Origin of the sequence: Streptomyces sp. NPDC007856 (assembly GCF_042868225.1) — a bacterium.
GTDB lineage: Bacteria > Actinomycetota > Actinomycetes > Streptomycetales > Streptomycetaceae > Streptomyces.
The window spans coordinates 382,919-403,178 of record NZ_JBIAEC010000002.1; the positions used below are offsets into that span (position 1 = coordinate 382,919).

The window sequence follows — 20,260 nt, forward strand, 5'->3', positions numbered from 1 at the left end:
CAGGCCGCCTGTGTCACACGGTCGTGAACCACACCGTCGTGTCGGCGGGCACCTTGGTCTCGTCGTCGGCCTCGGTCACCTCACCGCTGGCGAGCAGCACCCGGCCGTACGCCGGAATCGCCACCGACTCCCCCGTGGTGTTCGCGACGCAGACGAACTCCCCGCGCCGGAAGGCCAGGACGCCCTCGGACGCCCGCAGCCACTCCACCGCGTCGCCCGCGCCCAGGTCGGGCTGCGTCCGGCGGGCGGCCAGGGCCGTGCGGTACAGCTCCAGCGTCGAGCCGGGGACGCCCGTCTGCGCCTCCACGCTCAGCTCGCCCCAGCTCGCGGGCTGCGGGAGCCAGCTGCCGCCTGCGCCGAAGCCGTACGAGGAGCCCTCGCGGGTCCACGGGATCGGCACCCGGCAGCCGTCGCGGAAGCCGTCCTGGCCGGCGCCGCGGAAGTACGCCGGGTCCTGGCGCACCTCGTCGGGCAGGTCGACGACGTCCGGCAGGCCCAGTTCCTCGCCCTGGTAGATGTACGCCGAGCCGGGCAGGGCGAGCATGAGGAGGGTGGCGGCGCGGGCCCGGCGCAGGCCCAGTCCCCTGTCCCCCGCCGTGCGGATCTGGGTGCCGAGGCCGGGCGGGTTGGCGAAGCGGGTGGCGTGCCGGGTGACATCGTGGTTGGACAGCACCCAGGTGGCGGGCGCGCCGACCGGGCGCATGGCCTCCAGCGTGCGGTCGATGACCGTACGCAGCTCCTTCGCGTCCCACTCGGTGCTCAGGTACTGGAAGTTGAAGGCCTGGTGCAGTTCGTCCGGGCGGACGTAGTTCGCGGTGCGCTCGACGGTCGGCGTCCAGGCCTCGGCGACGAAGATGCGCTCACCGGCATATTCGTCGAGGATCCGGCGCCACTGGCGGTAGATCGCGTGGACGCCGTCCTGGTCGAAGAACGGCATGACATCGTTGCCCAGCAGCTTGAGCTGGTCGCGGGAGCCGAGGTCGGGCAGGCCGTCGGCCTTGACCAGGCCGTGGGCCACGTCGATGCGGAAGCCGTCCACGCCCATGTCCAGCCAGAAGCGCAGGATGGAGCGGAACTCGTCGCCGACGGCCGGGTGTTCCCAGTTGAAGTCGGGCTGCTCGGGCGCGAAGAGGTGCAGGTACCACTCGCCCGGGGTGCCGTCCGGCTCGGTCACGCGCGTCCAGGCGGGGCCGCCGAAGATGGACTCCCAGTCGTTCGGCGGGAGTTCGCCGTTCTTCCCCTTGCCGGGGCGGAAGTGGTAGCGCTCGCGCAGCGGGGAGCCGGGGCCCTCGGCGAGGGCGCGCTTGAACCACTCGTGCTGGTCGGAGGAATGGTTCGGCACGAGGTCGACGATGATCCTGAGTCCCAGCTCGTGGGCGTCGCGGATCAGGGCGTCGGCGTCGAGCAGGTTGCCGAACATCGGGTCGACGGCACGGTAGTCGGCGACGTCGTAGCCCGCGTCGGCCTGTGGAGAGGCGTAGAAGGGGCTGAGCCACACGGCGTCGACGCCGAGGTCACGCAGATAGGGCAGGCGGGAGCGTACGCCTTCCAGGTCGCCCATGCCGTCGCCGTTGCTGTCGGCGAAGCTGCGCGGATAGACCTGGTAGATGACCGCGTCCCGCCACCAGTCACGGCGGCGGTCGGCGACGGCGGCCACGGCGGAGTGGTGGGCCGGTGCGGCGGGGGGCTGCTGGCTCATGGCGTCCTTGATGTGTAACGGGGTTCGGGTCATGGGCGCGTGGGTGATACGACGGCGGATGCGGTGGGCCGGGGGTGCGTGTGCGAGGCGGCCGCGGTGACAGCGGGGTCGGATGGGCACCGCGGCCGCCTACCCGCGCGGTGAGGCGCGCGGGAGTCCCGGGGTGGGCGTCAGCCCTTGGTGCCGCCGGCGGTGAGACCGGTGACGAGGTTCTTCTGCACGAGGTAGAAGAACACCGACACGGGTATCGCGATCAGCACCGCGGTGGCGGCCATGTAGTTCCACTGGGCGTCGTGCTCGCTGACGAAGGTCTGCAGACCGACGGCGAAGGTGTACTTCGAGTCGTCCAGCATGAAGGTGGTCGCGAAGGCGACCTCGCCGACGGCGGTGATGAAGTTGTAGAACGCGGCGACGGCCAGGCCCGGGCGGGCCAGCGGCAGGATCAGCCGGAAGAAGGTGCCGAAGGGGCTCAGTCCGTCGACGCGTCCGGCCTCGTCGATCTCGAAGGGGATGGTGTCGAAGTACCCCTTGAGCAGCCAGGCGCTGTACGGCACGGCGGTGGTGCAGTTGATGACGATCAGCGCCCAGTAGGTGTCGATGAGATCGAGCTGGCTGAAGATCTCGTACATCGGCACGATCAGGATGGCGATCGGGAAGGCCTGGGTGAGCAGCAGGACCCACATCAGCTGCTTGTAGCCGGGGAAGCGCATCCGGGAGACCGCGTAGCCGGTGGTGGCGGCGACGAAGACGCCGATCAGGGTGGTGCCGCCGGCCACGATCATCGTCGACTTGAACCAGTCGAAGAAGCCGGTGTGCTGCAGCACGAAGCTGTAGTTGGAGAAGCTGAGCTTGCCCAGGATCTTGCCCGGGTGCAGGTAGTCGTCCTTCTCGGGGCCGAGCGACAGGAAGATCAGCCAGGCCACCGGGGCGAGTGCGATCAGGCTCGCGAGGGCGAGGCCGCCGTGCAGGAGGGCGGCGCCGAGCGGGCCGCGCTCGCCGCGCCGGCGGACGCGGCGCGCGGACTGCGCGGCGGGGACGGGCCCGGCCTCGGTCTTTTCCAGGGTCGTGGTGCTCATGGCGGCGGCTCCTGCGGCGTCAGACGGCGAGCTGGTCATTGCGCTTCAGCCAGCGGAAGTAGAAGGAGGTGAAGACGGTGATGATCGACAGCAGCAGTACGCCGTACGCGGCGGACTGGGCGAAGTCGCGCGGCTGCTGTCCGAAGCCCAGGAAGTACGCCCAGGTGACGAGGATCTGGGCGTCGGGGGCGCTGGTCGGGCCGAACAGCAGGAAGATGATGGCGAACTGGTTGAAGGTCCAGATGATGCCGAGGAGTACGACGGTGGAGCTGACGGACCTCAGGCCCGGCAGGGTGACGTGCCGGAAGCGCTGCCAGGCACTGGCGCCGTCCATCTCGGCCGCCTCGTAGAGCGAGGAGTCGATGGACTGCAGTCCGCCGAGCAGCGAGAGCATCATGAACGGCACACCGCACCAGGTGTTGACCATGATCGCGGCGAAGCGCTGCCAGAAGGTGTCCTCCAGCCACTGCGGCTGGGGCATGTGGAGCGCGTGCAGGATCTGGTTGATCACGCCGGAGTCGGAGAGCATGATCCGCCAGGAGAAGACGGTGACGAAGGTCGGCACGGCCCAGGGCAGGACCAGCAGCACGCGGTAGAAGGTGCGGCCGCGCAGCTTCTCGTTGAGCATGAGCGCGAGGCCCAGGCCGATGGTGTAGTGCAGGGCCACACAGGCGGCGGTCCACACCACGGTCCACAGGAAGTGCGACCAGAACCGGTCGTAGGACAGCGGGCCGAACAGGATGTCCTTGTAGTTGCCGAACCCGATGAACTTGTAGGTGGCCGGGATGTGGTTGACGCCGATCGTGCGCGCCGAGTTCAGGCTGTTGGCGTCGGTGAGCGTCAGGTAGACGCCGCGGAGCAGCGGATATCCCACGATCACGGCGAGCACGACGACCACCGGGGCGATCATCGCGTACGCGTACCAGTACCTCTGGTAGCCGTTCTTGATGCGCTGCCCCAGCCCGGGCCGAGGCGCGCGGTCACCGCGGCGCTTGCCGGTCGCGCGGTCGATGGCGACTGTCATGGTTCGACACCTTCAAAACGATCAGGGATTGGCCGGGCACAGGGCGGTGGCCGCCGGATCCTTCCCCTCCTGACGAGAGGATCCGGCGGCCACCCGGGCGTCACTTGCTGAAGTCGGGCACCAGCTTGGCGATGGCGACCTCGGCGTTGCTCAGACCCTTGTCCAGCGACTCCTTGCCGTCGGCGACCTTCGGCAGCTCGGTGTCGAGCGGACCCCACAGGCTGCTGTACTCGGGCAGCGCCGGGCGGGGCTGGGCGGCGGGCAGGACGGCCTGGTAGCCGGCGATGCCGGGGTCGGCCTTGACCTGGGCGGTGTAGGCGTCCTCACGCGTGGGCAGAGTGGAGTTCTTCAGCGCGATGGTCTCCTGGGAGGCCGCCGAGGTCATGAACTTCACGAACTTCAGCGCCGCGTCCTGGTGGGACTTGTCCGAGCCGGCGTAGACCGCGAGGTTGTGGCCGCCGGTCGGGGCGCCCGCCTTGCCGGAGGAGCCGGCCGGGACGGTGGCGATGCCGAGGTTGGACTTGTCCGTGAAGGCGCTGCCCTTGTAGAAGTTCGTGATCTCCCAGGGGCCCTGGATGATCGCGGCGACCTTGCCGTTGACGAACGCGTCCTGGATGTGGGCGTAGGCGTCGGCGGTGGTGTCGGCCTTGTGCAGACCCTTGCCGGAGAACGTGCTCAGCCAGGTGCCGTAGGCCTTCTTGGCGGCGGCCGAGTCGACGGTGATCTTCTTGGCGGTCGCGTCGACGGTGTCGGTGCCCTCGCCGTAGAGGAAGGTCTGGGCGTAGTAGGCCTGGGTGGAGCCCCAGTAGCCGAACTGGCCGGTCTTGGCCTGGATCTTGGCGGCGTCGGACTTCAGCTCGTCCCAGGTCTTGGGGGCCTCGGTGATGCCGGCCTTCTTGAACAGGGCCTTGTTGTAGACGAGGGCCAGGGTGTCGGTGACCAGCGGCACGCCGTAGGTCTTGCCCTGGTACTGGGCCTGCTGGATCAGGCTGGGCTGGAACTTGGCCTGGTCGGCGAGTGCCTCGGTGCCGTCCAGCGGCAGGAAGTAGCCCTTCTTGGCGAAGGCCGGGGTCCAGCCGACCTCGGAGCGCAGCACGTCCGGGGCGCCCTTGGAGCCGGCCGCGGTGTCGAACTTGTTCTGCGCCTGGTCGAAGGGGACGTTGACGTACTTGACCTTGATGTTCTTGTTGGCAGCCTCGAACTGCTTGATCAGGGCCTGGTACGTCGGCGCCTCGTTCGTGGCGTTGGAGGTGTCCCACCAGGTGATGGTCACCGGGCCGTCCGACTTACCGCTGTCGCTGCTGCTCCCGCCGCCGCAGGCCGTCGCCGCGAGGGCGAGGGACGCCACCAGCGCGGAGGCCGCTATGCCACGCCGCATGAGTTCTCCTTGAGGGTTTAGCCCGTGTGATGCCGACTGCGCCGTTGCGGCCGCCGAGCGACCAGGAACGTAACAGCGTTGTAAGCGTTGCGAAAGACCTTGCAGAAAAAAAGTGCAAGGGAACACGATGGTTACCCTGTCGTTACCGCTCAGCGCAGAGACGACACGTGTGCAAGACTCTGCAAGCTCTTGCCGCCACCAATTCGAGGGAGCCCGATGAGGCAGCAACCCAGGGCGGGCCGTCCGGCCGCTCGTGCACGGCGTCCCGTCGGTGTGCAAGGCGACATACGACCGGTACAGTCCAGTGCCGTGACCACACGGCTTGCGGACATCGCTGCGCAGGCGGGGGTGAGCGAAGCGACCGTCAGCCGGGTCCTCAACGGGAAGCCGGGCGTCGCCGCCACCACTCGCCAGTCCGTGCTGGCCGCGCTGGACGTGCTGGGCTATGAGCGCCCGGTCCGGCTGCGGCAGCGCAGCGAGGGCCTGGTCGGGCTGATCACCCCGGAGCTGGAGAACCCGATATTCCCGGCCCTGGCCCAGGTCATCGGCCAGGCGCTGACCCGCCAGGGCTACACGCCGGTGCTCGCGACCCAGACGCCGGGCGGGTCGACCGAGGACGAGCTGACCGAGATGCTGGTGGACCGGGGGGTCGCGGGGATCATCTATGTCTCCGGGCTGCACGCCGACACCACCGCCGACATGCAGCGCTATGAGCGGCTGCGGGCGCAGGGCGTGCCGTTCGTGCTGGTGGACGGGTTCTCGCCGAAGGTGCAGGCGCCGTTCATCTCCCCCGACGACCGGGCCGCGATGACCCTCGCGGTGACCCATCTGGTGTCGCTCGGGCACACCCGGATCGGGCTCGCCCTCGGGCCGAAGCGGTTCGTGCCGGTGCAGCGCAAGATCGAGGGCTTCGTGCGGGCCGTGCAGGACCAGTTGGGCCTGGACGCCCCGGTGATCGAGACGGAGCTGATCCAGCACTCGCTGTACACACTGGAGGGCGGTCAGGCGGCCGCGACCGCGCTGATCGACCGGGACTGCACGGCCGTGGTGTGCGCCAGCGACATGATGGCGCTCGGTGCCATACGAGCCGCCCGGCAGCGGGGTCTGGACGTGCCCCGGGACGTGTCGGTGGTGGGCTTCGACGACTCCCCGCTGATCGCCTTCACCGACCCGCCGCTGACCACGGTCCGCAAGCCGGTACCGGCGATGGGCCAGGCCGCGGTGCGCACCTTGCTGGAGGAGATCGGCGGGACGCCCGCGCCGCACAGCGAGTTCGTGTTCATGCCGGAGCTGGTGGTGCGCGGTTCGACCGCTTCTGCGCCGCATGTCGTCCGTACGTCGTAGAAGGTGCGCGGCGGACCCGGCCTTGGGATGATCGGGCGAAGGACCCTTTTCTGGCAGACTTGATGCCTATGAGTGACTCGACCGTGACGCAGTCGGAAGGTCGCGAGGAGGTGGCCGTTCCTCGCACCGTCACGGGCGAGGACGGCAGGGGTCCGCTGCGGCGACCGCGCCGGCCCCGGCTCTGGTTCGAGGTCCTTCTGATCGCGGTGAGTTACTGGACCTACTCGCTGATCCGCAACGCCGTCCCGGAGCAGAGGGGCAAGGCGCTGCGCAACGCCGACTGGATCTTCCGGGTCGAGCACCAGCTGGGCGTCGCCGTCGAACAGTCCGTCAACCATGCCGCCAACTCGGTCACTTGGCTGATCATCGGCATGAACTACTACTACGCCACGTTGCACTTCATCGTCACGATCGGTGTGCTGGTGTGGCTGTACCGATGGCATCCGGGGCGTTACGCGGCGGCGCGGCTGGCGCTGTTCTCGACCACCGGTGTGGCCCTGCTCGGTTACTATCTGTTTCCGCTCGCGCCGCCTCGGTTGATGCGCGGAGGGGGCTTCGTGGACACCGTGATGGTGCACCACACATGGGGCTCGATGGCCTCCGGCGATCTGAAGCACATGTCGAACCAGTACGCGGCGATGCCGTCGATGCACATCGGCTGGTCGCTGTGGTGCGGGCTGACGATCTTCGCGCTGGCGTCCGTGCCCTGGGTGCGGACGCTGGGCCTGCTCTACCCGGCGGCCACCCTGCTGGTCATCGTTGCCACGGCGAACCATTTCTGGCTGGACGCCGTGGGCGGTGTGCTGTGCCTGTCCTTCGGCTTCACGGTGGTGCGGCTGTGGTATGGCGCGCTGCCGTACGCCCTGCCCAGGCTGCTCCCGGCCCGGCGCCCCGAGCCGGAGCGTGCGACGGCCCGGGCCTGAGCGCCGCGGCTCCGGCCGGGCGCGGGTGGTACGGCGGCGTGCCCGGCGCCGTAGCCCGGGTGGCGGCGCGCTGCCGTATGCGCCCGGGCCTGAGCGCCGCGGCTCCGGCCGGGCGTCACCCTCCGTTGCCGTAGAACAACTCCTCCACCACCGCGCGCGCCCGGCGGGCGGTACGGCGGTAGGCGTCCAGCATGTCGCCGGCGTGCCCGGCGCCGTAGCCCAGGTAGCGGCCCACGGCGGCCAGCTCGCGCGGCTCGGTGGGGAAGGTGTCCCCGGCCCGGCCGCGCACCAGCATGACCGCGTTGCGCACGCGCGTCGCCAGCACCCAGGCCTCGTCCAGGATCTCCGCCTCCTCGGCGGACAGCAGCCCGGCCTCGCGGGCGGCGGCCAGCGCCTGGCGGGTGCGGGTGGTGCGCAGACCGGGCTGCTCCCAGCCGTGCCGGAGCTGGTACAGCTGGACGGTCCACTCGACGTCGGACAGCCCGCCCGGGCCGAGCTTGGTGTGCAGTTTGGGGTCGGCGCCGCGCGGCAGGCGCTCCGACTCCATCCGGGCCTTCAGCCGGCGGATCTCGCGGACCGCGTCCTCCGGCAGCCCGCGCCGCGGGTAGCGCAGCGGGTCGATGAGCTCGGTGAAGCGCCGGCCCAGCTCGTCGTCCCCGGCGACCGGCTCCGCCCGCAGCAGCGCCTGGGACTCCCAGACCAGGGACCAGCGGCGGTAGTACGCCTCGTACGACTTCAGGGTGCGCACCAGCGGGCCCGACTTGCCCTCCGGGCGCAGGTCGGCGTCGATGAGCAGCGGCGGGTCGGAGCTGGGCAGCTGGAGCAGGCGGCGCATCTCGGCGACGACCTTGTTCGCGGCGGTGGCCGCCTCGTGCTCGTCCACACCGTCCTGCGGCTCGTGCACGAAGACGACGTCCGCGTCGGAGCCGTAGCCCAGCTCGTGGCCGCCGAAACGGCCCATCCCTATGATCGCGAACCGGGTGGGCAGCGTGTCGCCCCAGCCGTCCCGGACCACCGCGCGCAGGGTGCCGGCGAGGGTGGCGGCGGTGAGGTCGGAGACCGCCGCGCCGACCCGGTCCACCAGGGCGCCCTGGTCGGCCTCGGCGGGGTTGGTCTCGGTGCCGTAGGAGCCGACGATGTCGGCGGCGGCCGTACGGAACAGCTCCCGGCGGCGCACGCCGCGGGCCGCGGTGACGCCCTGCTCGGCGTTCTCCGCGCGGCCCACCGCGGCCAGGATCTCCTGCTCCAGGTGGGCGCGCCCGCGCGGGTCGAGGCCGCCGCCGTCCCCGTCGCCCAGCAGGGCCACCGCCTCGGGGGCGCGCATGAGCAGGTCGGGCGCCAGGCGGCCCGCCGACAGCACGCGGGCCAGGTTTTCCGCGGCCGCCCCTTCGTCCCGGAGCAGGCGCAGATACCAGGGGGTCTTGCCGAGCGCGTCGGAGACCTTACGGAAGTTCAGCAGACCCGCGTCCGGGTCCGCCGAGTCGGCGAACCAGCCGAGGAGGACGGGGAGCAGGGTGCGCTGGATCGCCGCCTTGCGGGTCACTCCGGAGGCCAGGGCCTCCAGGTGGCGCAGGGCGGCGGCGGGGTCGGCGTAGCCGAGGGCGACGAGGCGCTCGCGGGCCGCCTCGGGGCTCAGGCGGGCCTCGCCGGGGGCGAGCTGGGCGACCGCGTCGAGCAGCGGGCGGTAGAAGAGCTTCTCGTGGAGCCTGCGTACGACACCGGTGTGCCGCTTCCACTCCCGGATCAGCTCGGCCACCGGGTCGGTGCGCAGGCCGAGGGAGCGGCCGAGGCGCCGCTGGTCCTCCTCGGCGACCGGGACGAGGTGGGTGCGGCGCAGGCGGTAGAGCTGGATGCGGTGCTCCATCGAGCGCAGGAAGCGGTACGCCTCGTCCAGGCGGGCGGCGTCCTCGCGGCCGACATAGCCGCCGGCGGCCAGGGCCTGCAGGGCGTCCAGGGTGGTGCCGCTGCGGAGGGCCTGGTCGGTGCGGCCGTGCACCAACTGCAGGAGCTGGACGGCGAATTCGACGTCGCGCAGGCCGCCCGGGCCGAGCTTGAGCTCGCGCTCGATCTCGGACGCGGGGATGTTCTCCACCACGCGCCGGCGCATCTTCTGGACGTCCGGCACGAAGTTCTCGCGCTCGGCCGCCTTCCAGACGAGGGGTTCGAGGGCGTCTACGTAGGCTTGACCGAGTTCTGCGTCCCCCGCCACCGGGCGGGCCTTGAGGAGGGCCTGGAACTCCCAGGTCTTGGCCCAGCGTTGGTAGTAGACGAGGTGGGAGGACAGGGTGCGGACCAGGGGGCCGTTGCGGCCCTCCGGGCGGAGGTTGGCGTCCACCGGCCAGATGGAGCCCTCCACGGTGGTCTCCGAGCAGATCCGCATGAGGTGGGAGGCGAGGCGGGTGGCGGCGGTGAGCGCCTTGGCCTCGGTGGTCCCCTCGGCCGCTTCGGCCACGAAGATCACGTCCACGTCGGAGACGTAGTTCAGTTCGTGGCCGCCGCACTTGCCCATCGCGATCACCGCGAGGCGGCAGGCGGCGGCGTCCTCGGGGGCGTGCGTCTTCGCTATGGCGAGCGCGGTGCGGAGGGTTGCGGTGGCGAGGTCGGCGAGTTCGGCGGCCGTCTCGGCGACGTCCGTGGTGCCGCAGACGTCGCGGGCGGCGATGGAGAGCAGACAGCGGCGGTAGGCGACGCGGAGGGAGACGGGGTCGGTGGCCTCGGCCAGGCCGCGCTCGAACTCCTCGACGCCGGGGTGCAGGTCCCGGGGCTCGTAGGTGACCAGGGCGTGCCAGTCGCTGGGGTGGCGGGCCAGGTGGTCGGTGAGGGCGGCGGAGGCGCCGAGCACGCCGAGGAGGCGGTCGCGCAGCGGCTTGGCCGCGATGAGGGTGTCCAGCAGTTCGCGGTGGGCCGTTGGGCCGTCCTGGGCCTCCAGGAGGCGGACCAGGCCGTGCAGGGCGAGGTCCGGGTCGGCGGTGGCGCCCAGGGCTTCCAGGAGGACGGGGTCGTCGCGGACGGCGGCGAGTTCCGGGCCGTCCAGGAGGCGCTCCGCCGCGGAGGGGTCGGTGAAGCCGTGCCGGAGCAGGCGGGTGAAGGTACTGCTTCTGCGCCCCGGCGTCATCTCCGTGCCTCCCCTTGGGTGCGGCTGCATGCGTGTGCGTGCGTCTCGGACCGGAATCGTCCTGGCCAGAGCCTAACCGGAGGGGGGCGGGGGGGCTTCGCCGAGCGGGGGGCTCCTGCGGGGCGGGGTCGGATGCGGGGCCTGCGGGGCGGGGGTGGGGGTCGGGTGCGGGGGCTGTGCCGGTGTGGGGCGTTGAGGGCGGGTTCGGGTGCGGGGGCTGTGCCGGTGTGGGGCCTTGAGGGCGGGTTCGGGTGCGGGGGCTGTGCCGGTGTGGGGCCTTGAGGGCGGGTTCGGGTGCGGGGGCTGTGCCGGTGCGTGCGCCCTGCGGGGTTGACTCGGGTGCGTGAGGCGCTGCCGTGCGTACGCCCTGCGGGGCCGGTTCGGGTGCGGGGAGCTGTGCCGGTGCCTGCGCCCTGCGGGACCGGTTCGGGTGCGGGAGGGGGCTGTGCCGGTGCGTGGACGATGGGGGCGGAGCGGGGCGCGGGTACCTGGGTCCTGTGGGTGGATTCGGGGTGCGTGGTGCCGTGCGGGTGCGGGCCCTACGGGGTCCGATGCGTGATGCCCTGCCGGTGCGTGGGCCCTGCGGGGTCGGTCCGGGGGCGTGGTGTCGCGTGGGTGCGGGGCCCTGCGGGGGTCCGAGTGCGTGGTGCTCTGCCGGTCCGTGGGCCCTGCGGGGCCGGCTCGGGTGGCGTGGCGCTCTGCCGGTGCCTGCGCCCTGCGGGGCCGGTGTGCGGGAGGGGCTGTGCCGGTGCGTTGACGATGCGGAGCGGGGCGCGGGTATGTGGTGGGTCCTGTGGGTGGATTCCGGGTGCGTGGTGTCGTACGAGTGCGGGCCCTGCGCCCTGCGGGATCGGTCCGGGTGCGTGGTGCTGTGCGGGTGTGTGGTCACTGCCTGCGGCGGCCAGTGCGGGTGCGTCGTGGCTGGGGTCGCGCCTGGCGTTGTCCGTGAGTCGGTGCCGCGCCGGGTGGTGTCCGTCCTCGGGCCGGCGGGCTGTTTGTTGGGTGTTGCAAGGCGTTTTCGCCGGCCGCTGCGGGCGGACACCACCCGAAACGTCCCCTTCCCGCCGTGCGCGGCCGCGGCCCCGCGCATGGGGAGCCGGAGTAGTTCATCTGGTTTTCACCGTCCCGGTTGGGTGCCGTACGGCGGGGGAGTATTGACGTGAGCATGCTCTGTCCGCACCGCCAACCCCGTCCCACCCCCACACCGGAGGTTGATGTGTCCGGCAGTTCCGTGTACCGCCGTGCCCGTACCGTCGTGGCATCCACAGCGGCCCTCGCCGCCACCGCGTTCGGGCTGTGGACCGGGATCGGCGCAGAGTCCGCGCACGCCGCGGGCGCCGTGCCGAGCCCGGACCACGTGGTCGTCGTGGTCTTCGAGAACCACGCGTACAGCCAGGTCATCGGCTCCTCCCGCGCCCCGTACATCAACTCGCTGAAGTCGGGAGGTGCCAACCTGACGCAGTCATACGCCGAGACCCACCCGAGCCAGCCGAACTACTACGCGATGTTCTCCGGCGACACCCAGGGCATCACGGACGACAGTTGTGTCACGCCCGGATTCTCCTCGGAGCCCAACCTGGCGTCCGAGGTGATCGACGCCGGCCGTACCTGGGCCAGCTACAACGAGGATCTGCCCAGCCAGGGTGACACCACGTGCGGCAGCGGCGACTACGCCCAGAAGCACAACCCGTGGTTCGGGTTCAGCAACGTGCCGACGGACAGCGCCATGACGTTCGACCAGTTCCCGACGGACTTCTCGACGCTGCCCCAGATGTCGTACGTGGTCCCCAACCTGTGCAGCGACATGCACGACTGCTCGGTGTCCACCGGTGACACCTGGCTGAAGAACAACCTGGGTGCCTACGCGACCTGGGCCAAGACCCACAACAGCCTGCTCGTCGTCACGTTCGACGAGGACAACCGGCTGAGCGGCAACCGGATTCCGACCGTGCTGTACGGGCAGCCGGTGACGGCCGGGTCGTCCAGCTCGACCACGTACAACCACTACGACCTGCTGCGCACCCTGGAGGACACCCAGGGGCTGACCTCGCACGCGGGCAACGCGGCCTCCGCCAAGGACATCACCGGCATCTGGGCGTCCTGACGTGTACGTAGTGGACAGCCGCGCGAGTACGCCGGCGTCCGCGGACGGTGCCGTCCGGCCACTGGCCGGGCGGCGTCGTGCCGCGATCGCCCCGACCGTGCTCGCGCTCGGAACGGTCAGTCTGGTGACGGACGTGTCGTCCGAGATGGTCACGGCCGTACTGCCGTTGTACCTGGTCAGCGGGCTCGGTCTGTCGCCGCTGGGGTTCGGGCTGCTCGACGGCGTCTACAACGGGTTCTCGGCGGTCGTACGGCTGGTGGGCGGGCACCTCGCCGATCGCGGCGGCGGGCGGCACAAGTGGGTCGCCGGGTTGGGGTACGCGGTCTCGGCCGTGTGCAAGCCGCTGCTGCTGGTTGCCCATTCTCTGACTCCGATCGGACTGGTCCTCGCCGCCGACCGCACGGGGAAGGGGCTGCGGACGGCGCCCCGGGACGCCCTCATCTCGCTGTCCAGTACGGCGGAGACCCGGGGGCGCGCCTTCGGGGTGCACCGGGCCATGGACACGGCCGGTGCACTGCTCGGACCGCTGGTGGCCTTCCTGATCCTGCGGGCGACGGTCGACGGATACGACGCGGTGTTCACCGTCAGCTTCTGCATCGCGGTGCTGGGCGTGCTGGTCCTGGTGCTGTTCGTGCCGGGCGGGCGCGGTGGCGCGGTCGCGGACGAGCGGCCCACCCTGCGGGGTGCGGTGGGGCTGTTGCGGCGGCGGGGGCTGCGGCGGATCGCGGTGTGCGCGCTTCTGCTGGGGCTGGCCACGGTCAGTGACTCGTTCGTGTATCTGCTGCTCCAGCGCCGTCTCGGCGTCCCAGACCGGTGGTTCGCGCTGCTGCCGCTCGGTACGGCCGCCTCCTTCCTGCTGCTGGCGGTGCCGCTCGGACGGCTCGCGGACCGGGTGGGCCGGTGGGCGGTCTTCTTGGGCGGGCACGGTGCTCTGCTGGTCGCGTACGCGCTGCTGCTCACCGCGTGGCACGGCTCGGCCCTGCCGTACGTCGTCCTCGCCCTGCACGGCGCCTTCTACGCGGCCACCGACGGGGTGCTGATGGCGGCGGCCTCGGACGGGGTGCCGGAGGCGCTGCGCTCGTCGGGGCTGGCCCTGGTGCAGACGGGGCAGGCCGCGGCCCGGTTCGCCTGCAGTCTGCTGTTCGGCGCGGCCTGGACGGTGTGGGGCGACCGGGCGGCGCTGGCGGGCGCGGCGGTGGCGCTGGCCGCGTGTGCCGCCTTCTCCCTCACCCTGCGCCCGAAGGGGACGGTGCCCGCATGACCGTACGCAACCGCGTCCTGATCCTGGTCGGCGCCGTCGCCGTGCTCGTGGCGGTGGGACTGGCGTCCGTGCTGCACGCCTCGGCCCGCGCCGACCGCCGTGACCAGGCGCAGGCGGGCGGTCCGCGGGTCATGGCGGGGGCGGTGACGCTGACCGGGCACGGGCGGATGGTGTTCCGGAACATGGCGTGGGGGCCGCACCGGGACGAACTCGTCAGTGTTCCGGCCGGCGATCCGTCGGGGGCGCGGACGGCGTCCGGGGTCAAGTGCCTGCGTTTCCATGCCGCTTCGGGCACCGGTGTCTGCCTGCAGGCCGTGCACGGCCCGGTCTCGGACACCTACCGGGCACTGATCCTGGACGCCCGCCTGCGCACCGTCCACCGGTACGACGTCCCGGGCATCCCGTCCCGCGCCCGCGTCTCCCCCACCGGCCGCTTCGCCGCCTGGACGGCGTTCGTGGGCGGCGACTCCTACGCCGGTACGCACTTCTCCACGCGTGCGGCGATCGTGGACACGAGGAGCGGTGAGCTGATCCCGTCCCTGGAGGCCTTCCGCATCGTCAGTGACGGGCACGTCTACCACGCGGCGGACGCCAACTTCTGGGGCGTGACGTTCGCGGCGGACGACCGCACGTTCTACGCGACGCTGGCGACGAAGGGACGCACTTATCTGATCCGGGGCGACCTGCGCGCCCGTACGGTCACGACCCTGCACGCGAACGTCGAGTGCCCGTCCCTGTCACCCGACGGCACCCGGATCGCCTACAAGAAGCGGGTCGAGGGCCTGCCGAAGGACGCCCCTTGGCATCTGTACGTCCTGGACCTGCGGACCATGCGGGAGACCCCGCTGGCCGAGCGGCGGAGTGTGGACGACCAGGTGGTGTGGAAGGACGGCCGTACGGTTGTGTACGCGCTGCCGGGTGACTACGGCGCCGATCTGTACCAGGTGCCCGCGGACGGGTCGGGGGTGGCTCGGCGGATCAGTACGGCTGCCGTGTCGCCCGCGTACGTCCCCTGACGCCCGGACGAGCCGGCGCGGCGCCCCCGGTCATCGGTCGCCCACGTCCGCCTTCGCCGGTACACACCGCCAGGCGAGGGCCGCGGCGGTCAGGTAGGCGAGGGCGCCGACGGCCATGCTGATGCGCACTCCGGCGCCGGCCGCCAGCAGGCTGCCGCCGAGGGCCACGCCGGTGGCGCTGCCGATCTGACGGGTGGTGTTGAACAGGGCGGAGGCGGCCCCCGCGTATGCCGGCGGTGCGGCGCCCATCACGGTGGCGGTCGAGCCGGTGAGGGCGAAGGACGTGCCGAACCCGGTGGCCATCATCGGGGCCACCAGCAGGGCGTAGGCCGGACGGGGTCCCGCCGCCGCCCACCCGGCCAGCCCCAGGGCGCCCAGGAGCATCCCGGAGACCACCAGGGGGCGATCGCCGGTGCCGCGGCTCAGCCGTCCGGACAGGACGGAGGCGAACATGGTCATCGCCACCGCCGGGAACAGCGCCAGACCGGTCTCCAGGGCGCTGAGGCCGCGCCGGCGCTGGAAGTCCAGGCTGGCGGTGAACACCATGCCGTAGAAGGCGAAGTTGAACAGCAGGCCGACGACGGCGGCACCGCCCATCGGGCGCGATCGCAGCAGACACAGCGGAAGGGCGGGAGACCGGGCGAGCCACTCACGCAGGGCGAACGCCGCGACGGCCAGCACGGCCAGGCCCAGCCCGGCGAGTACGGCGGGATCGGACCAGCCGCGCCGTCCGGCCTCGTTCAGCGCGGCGGTCAGCAGGGCCACCGCCGCGACCACGGTGCACTGTGCCGGCCAGTCCAGGGCCCGGGCGGCGTTGCGCGGCGAGGGCGCGACGTACCGCAGTGTCAGCAGCAGGCAGGCCGCGCCGACGGGCAGATTGATGAGGAAGACCCACCGCCAGCCCACCGTGGACACCAGCAGCCCGCCGAGCAGCGGTCCGGCGGAGGCCGCGATGCCCGCCATCGACCCCCACAGCCCGAAGGCGCGCGAGCGCGCCGCCGGCGCCGGATAGGCCTGCTGGAGCAGGGCGAGGGAGCCGGGCACAATCAGCGCGGCGCCGCCCCCTTCCGCCAGGCGTGCAGCCACGAGGACGGCGGCGCTCGGCGCGAGCGCGCAGGCGGCCGAGGACACCGTGAACAGCGCGACACCGCAGCAGAAGACGCGCCGGTTGCCCAGCCGGTCGCCCAGCGCGCCGCCGGTCATCAGGAGCCCGGCGAAGACCAGGGTGTACCCGTCCGTGATCCACTGGATACCGGTGAGCGAGGCCGACAGCTCCCGGCCCACCACCGGCACGGCCACGTTGATGATCGTGACGTCCAGGATGACCATGAAGTACCCGGCGCACACGGCCAGCAGCGGCGCCGGGGACCGCCGGGCGACCGCCGAGGCCGGTCCGGTGCGCCCGGGCGCACCGCCGCCCGCCGGCTCCGCGAAGGGCACGTCGCCGACTCCGTCCTGTCCGCGGAAATCCCTGAGCAGTGAGCATGCTAGGGCGCTCGGAGCGGCGAATCGACGATCTCCGGCCCTCCCACGGCCCGGGTGTCGGCGTGCTTCCCTCTGACCTGCCGCTACAGCACCGGCAGGTTCTTCCGCAGCTCGAAGGCCGTGACCTCGGACCGGTACTCCTCCCACTCCTGGCGCTTGTTGCGCAGGAAGAAGTCGAAGACGTGTTCGCCGAGGGTTTCGGCGACCAGGTCGCTGCGTTCCATGAGGGTCAGGGACTCGCCGAGGTTCTGCGGGAGGGGCTCGATGCCCATCGCGCGGCGCTCGGCGTCGGAGAGGGCCCAGACGTCGTCCTCGGCGCCCGGCGGAAGCTCGTAGCCCTCCTCGATGCCCTTCAGGCCCGCGGCCAGGAGCACGGCGTAGGCCAGGTAGGGGTTGGCGCCCGAGTCCAGGGAGCGGACCTCGACGCGGGCCGAGCCGGTCTTGCCGGGCTTGTACATGGGGACGCGGACCAGGGCGCTGCGGTTGTTGTGGCCCCAGCAGATGTACGACGGGGCCTCGCCGCCGGCGCCGGCCGTGCGCTCGGAGCCGCCCCAGATGCGCTTGTAGGAGTTCACCCACTGGTTGGTGACCGCGGAGATCTCCGCCGCGTGCTTGAGCAGGCCCGCGATGAAGGAGCGGCCGACCTTGGAGAGCTGGTACTCGGCGCCGGACTCGTAGAACGCGTTGCGGTCGCCCTCGAAGAGGGACAGGTGGGTGTGCATGCCGGAGCCCGGGTGCTCGGAGAAGGGCTTCGGCATGAACGTCGCCTGCACCCCCTGCTCCAGCGCCACCTGCTTCATGACCAGGCGGAACGTCATGATGTTGTCCGCCGTGGAGAGCGCGTCGGCGTAGCGCAGGTCGATCTCCTGCTGGCCCGGCGCGCCCTCGTGGTGGGAGAACTCCACCGAGATGCCCATCGACTCCAGCATGGTGATCGCCTGGCGGCGGAAGTCCATGCCGACGTTGGTGGGCGTGTGGTCGAAGTAGCCCGAGTTGTCGGCCGGGGTGGGGCGGGAGCCGTCCAGCGGGCGGTCCTTCAGCAGGAAGAACTCGATCTCGGGGTGGGTGTAGAAGGTGAAGCCCAGGTCGGAGGTGCGGGCCAGGGCGCGCTTGAGCACGTAGCGGGGGTCCGCGAAGGACGGGGAGCCGTCCGGCATGAGGATGTCGCAGAACATCCGGGCGGTGCCGGGGGTCTCCGCGCGCCACGGCAGGACCTGGAAGGTGGAGGGGTCCGGCTTGGCGATCATGTCGGACTCGTAGACGCGGGCGAAGCCCTCGATGGCCGAGCCGTCGAAGCCGATGCCCTCGTCGAAGGCCTGCTCCAGCTCGGCGGGGGCCACGGCGACGGACTTGAGGAAGCCCAGCACGTCCGTGAACCACAGGCGTACGAACCGGATGTCGCGCTCCTCCAACGTACGGAGCACGAACTCCTGCTGCTTGTCCATCTTCCGCTACCCCATCCTTGCTGGTCAGGCCGCCTGTCCCCCGTCCTGCGGGAGGCGGTCGGGCACCTGAGCATCCCACCACAACACCATTTCATGCGCGTTGCGGACCTTGATCGCGGATACGTCTTCGGCCTGAACGCCTCTCGTACGGCAGATGTACTGCCATGTCGCCCATCTTGCCTGCTCGGACCGGTATGCGTAATGGCCGATCCGCTTCGGACGTGAGGGAAAGCACGTCTCGATAATTTGCATCTCAGATACAACTTTTCATAGCGTTTCGATCAGCCGGGATGTGAAGAGATCCGACCAGATCCGAGGAGATCCGATGCTGACCGAACAGTCCGCAGCCACCGTCCGTGCCACGCTTCCCGCCGTCGGCGCGGCCATCGGCGAGATCACCGAGCGCTTTTACGCCCGCCTCTTCGCCGCCCACCCCGAACTGCTGCGTGACCTGTTCAACCGAGGCAACCAGGCCTCCGGCGCCCAGAAGCAGGCCCTCGCCGGATCCATCGCCGCCTTCGCCACGCACCTGGTCAACCACCCGGACCAGCGGCCGGACGCGATGCTCAGCCGCATCGCGCACAAGCACGCCTCCCTGGGCGTGGCCCCCGAGCACTACCCGATCGTGCACGAGCACCTCTTCGCCGCCATCGCCGAGGTCCTCGGCGAGGCCGTCACGCCCGAGGTCGCCGCCGCCTGGACCGAGGTCTACTGGCTGATGGCCAACGCGCTCATCGCCATCGAGAAGCGGCTGTACGAGGAGAGCGGCAGCACCGAGCGCCGGCCCTGGGAGGTCGTGGAGCGCGTCGAGGAGACGGCGGACGTCGTCACCTTCCGGCTGCGCCCGGCCGACGGCGGCCCGGTGCGCGACTTCCGCGCCGGCCAGTACGTCTCCGTCCAGGTCGAGCTGCCCGACGGCGCCCGGCAGATACGGCAGTACAGCCTCTCCGGCGCGCCCGGCGAGTCGCTCCGCCAGTTCAGCGTCAAGCGGGTGACCGGCGACGACGCCCCCGACGGCGAGGTCTCGAACCACCTCCACGCGCGCGTGCGCGCCGGTGACGTCCTGGACCTGTCCGAGCCGTACGGCGACCTCGTCCTGGACGCCGGTGCCGACACCCCCATGCTGCTCGCCTCCGCCGGCATCGGCGTGACCCCCATGATCGCGATGCTGGCCGACCTCGCGGCGGGCGGCCACGGCGGCCCGGTCACCGTCGTCCACGGCGACCGCTCCCCCGCCGACCACCCCCTGCGCACCGACCACGAGACGTACGCCGGGAAGCTCGCGGACGCGTCCGTGCACTTCTTCTACGAGCGGAACGCCGAGCCGGGCACCCGCGCCGGCCTGGTCGACCTCGCCGACATCGCCGTACCGGCCGGCACGCGCGCGTACCTGTGCGGCCCGCTGCCCTTCATGCGCGCGGTGCGCACCCAGCTGATCGAGAAGGGCGTGGCCCCGGCCGACATCCACTACGAGGTGTTCGGCCCGGACCTGTGGCTGGCCCAGGGCTGAGCAGCGGCACGCCTGCGGCCCTACGGCCTCCGGATCACCGGGGCGGGGGCGCGGGCGCGAGACCAGGGCCCGAGAGGTGCCCATGCCCGAGGTGGGGCGACGCAGTGACCGGCGTCGCCCCACCAGCACGAACCGGCCCTCGAACCAGCGGTCGAGGTGGGCCAGGCAGGCAGACGACAGGTTCCGCGCGTTCATAGCCGACCCGGACTCCGTCGTCGTCCTGCTCGATCGCGTTGACCGAGCCGGCGAGGACACGGCGGACCACATCCGCCGTACGCGCGTGCGGGATGCGGGTCAACTCGCGCTTCGGCACTTCCAGTTCACCGGCGATATCCCCAGGCCTTCCAGCGCGTCGACTTTCGGCCACCGGCGTCAACCGCCCCGCGGCCCCCGGGAGATGCCCAGCAGCAGCGGGCCCGTCGGGTCGGTGACGAGTTCGTCGATCGTGACCGGGTCCAGCGCCGCGTAGAACGCCTCCTGGGCCCTGCGCAGCGCACCGCGCAGGCGGCAGGCGGAGTTCAGCGGGCACGGGGCCGTACCCGCCGTACCCTCGCAGTCGACCACGTCGCCCTCACCCTCGAAGGTGCGCACCACCGCGCCGACCGAGGCGGAACGGCCCTTGGCGGTGAGGGCGAGGCCACCGCCCCGGCCGCGCCGGGCGTCGACGAGGCCCAGGTGCTGGAGTTCGGCGACGACCTTCGCGGCGTGCGTGTAGGGCACGTCCATGTCCGCCGCGACCTGGCGGGTGGTGGGCGTGGCCTCGGCGGCCACGGCCAGTCGCATCAGGACGCGCAGGGCCAGGTCGGTGGAGCGCAGAAGCCGCATATCACAAGCCTAGGTAATGCGCATCCACGGTTCAAATTATTGCTCGGCCGCCTCC

14 protein-coding genes are annotated in these 20,260 nt (G+C 71.4%); 6 read left to right on the forward strand and 8 right to left on the reverse strand.

The features are described 5' to 3' along the window. Positions 1-13: 13 nt before the first annotated feature. The 4 genes from ACFYOH_RS06175 to ACFYOH_RS06190 form a co-directional block, all read right to left on the reverse strand. Positions 14-1,699: a glycoside hydrolase family 13 protein gene (locus ACFYOH_RS06175; RefSeq protein ID WP_388621682.1), complete on the reverse strand. Its 1,686-nt coding sequence runs from the start codon at positions 1,697-1,699 to the stop codon at positions 14-16. A 170-nt stretch (positions 1,700-1,869) separates the two neighbouring features. Next, complete coding sequence (locus ACFYOH_RS06180; RefSeq protein WP_388621684.1) at positions 1,870-2,775, reverse strand: sugar ABC transporter permease; 906 nt, start codon at positions 2,773-2,775, stop codon at positions 1,870-1,872. A gap of 19 nt (positions 2,776-2,794) precedes the next feature. Next, complete coding sequence (locus ACFYOH_RS06185) at positions 2,795-3,799, reverse strand: carbohydrate ABC transporter permease (RefSeq protein WP_388621686.1); 1,005 nt, start codon at positions 3,797-3,799, stop codon at positions 2,795-2,797. 100 nt (positions 3,800-3,899) lie between these two features. Next, a complete protein-coding gene (locus ACFYOH_RS06190) occupies positions 3,900-5,177 on the reverse strand; it encodes an extracellular solute-binding protein (RefSeq protein ID WP_388621688.1) in 1,278 nt (425 codons plus the stop codon). 309 nt (positions 5,178-5,486) lie between these two features. On the opposite strand from ACFYOH_RS06190, the gene ACFYOH_RS06195 reads away from it, so the two are divergent. Both ACFYOH_RS06195 and ACFYOH_RS06200 read left to right on the forward strand, forming a co-directional pair. Continuing rightward, a complete protein-coding gene (locus ACFYOH_RS06195; RefSeq protein WP_388621690.1) occupies positions 5,487-6,521 on the forward strand; it encodes a LacI family DNA-binding transcriptional regulator in 1,035 nt (344 codons plus the stop codon). A gap of 68 nt (positions 6,522-6,589) precedes the next feature. Continuing rightward, a complete protein-coding gene (locus tag ACFYOH_RS06200; RefSeq protein ID WP_388621692.1) occupies positions 6,590-7,444 on the forward strand; it encodes a phosphatase PAP2 family protein in 855 nt (284 codons plus the stop codon). A 115-nt stretch (positions 7,445-7,559) separates the two neighbouring features. Here ACFYOH_RS06200 and ACFYOH_RS06205 read toward each other — a convergent pair whose 3' ends face one another. Beyond that, on the reverse strand, positions 7,560-10,559 hold the full coding sequence (locus tag ACFYOH_RS06205) for a bifunctional [glutamine synthetase] adenylyltransferase/[glutamine synthetase]-adenylyl-L-tyrosine phosphorylase (RefSeq protein WP_388621694.1): 3,000 nt from the start codon (positions 10,557-10,559) through the stop codon (positions 7,560-7,562). 1,216 nt (positions 10,560-11,775) lie between these two features. Here ACFYOH_RS06205 and ACFYOH_RS06210 point away from each other — a divergent pair. The 3 genes from ACFYOH_RS06210 to ACFYOH_RS06220 are packed head-to-tail and all read left to right on the forward strand — an operon-like array spanning position 11,776 to position 14,940. Continuing rightward, positions 11,776-12,663 carry an alkaline phosphatase family protein gene (locus ACFYOH_RS06210; RefSeq protein ID WP_388621696.1) on the forward strand — a complete coding sequence of 296 codons (888 nt, stop codon included), beginning with the start codon at positions 11,776-11,778 and terminating at the stop codon, positions 12,661-12,663. Position 12,664: 1 nt separating this feature from the next. After that, positions 12,665-13,924 carry an MFS transporter gene (locus ACFYOH_RS06215; RefSeq protein ID WP_388621698.1) on the forward strand — a complete coding sequence of 420 codons (1,260 nt, stop codon included), beginning with the start codon at positions 12,665-12,667 and terminating at the stop codon, positions 13,922-13,924. Next, positions 13,921-14,940 carry a TolB family protein gene (locus ACFYOH_RS06220; RefSeq protein ID WP_388621700.1) on the forward strand — a complete coding sequence of 340 codons (1,020 nt, stop codon included), beginning with the start codon at positions 13,921-13,923 and terminating at the stop codon, positions 14,938-14,940. Before ACFYOH_RS06215 ends, ACFYOH_RS06220 begins: the two co-directional genes overlap by 4 nt. Positions 14,941-14,970: 30 nt before the next feature. Here the strand turns inward: ACFYOH_RS06220 and ACFYOH_RS06225 are convergent, their stop codons facing one another. Beyond that, complete coding sequence (locus ACFYOH_RS06225; protein ID WP_388621702.1) at positions 14,971-16,380, reverse strand: MFS transporter; 1,410 nt, start codon at positions 16,378-16,380, stop codon at positions 14,971-14,973. A gap of 128 nt (positions 16,381-16,508) precedes the next feature. Then, positions 16,509-17,870 carry a type I glutamate--ammonia ligase gene (glnA, locus tag ACFYOH_RS06230; protein WP_356303289.1) on the reverse strand — a complete coding sequence of 454 codons (1,362 nt, stop codon included), beginning with the start codon at positions 17,868-17,870 and terminating at the stop codon, positions 16,509-16,511. A 325-nt stretch (positions 17,871-18,195) separates the two neighbouring features. Between glnA and ACFYOH_RS06235 the strand changes: the two genes are divergently transcribed. Beyond that, positions 18,196-19,380, forward strand: a complete 1,185-nt coding sequence (locus ACFYOH_RS06235; RefSeq protein WP_388621704.1) for a globin domain-containing protein — start codon at positions 18,196-18,198, stop codon at positions 19,378-19,380. A gap of 372 nt (positions 19,381-19,752) precedes the next feature. Here ACFYOH_RS06235 and ACFYOH_RS06240 read toward each other — a convergent pair whose 3' ends face one another. After that, on the reverse strand, positions 19,753-20,205 hold the full coding sequence (locus tag ACFYOH_RS06240; protein WP_388621706.1) for an RrF2 family transcriptional regulator: 453 nt from the start codon (positions 20,203-20,205) through the stop codon (positions 19,753-19,755). Between the last annotated feature and the right edge of the window lie 55 nt (positions 20,206-20,260).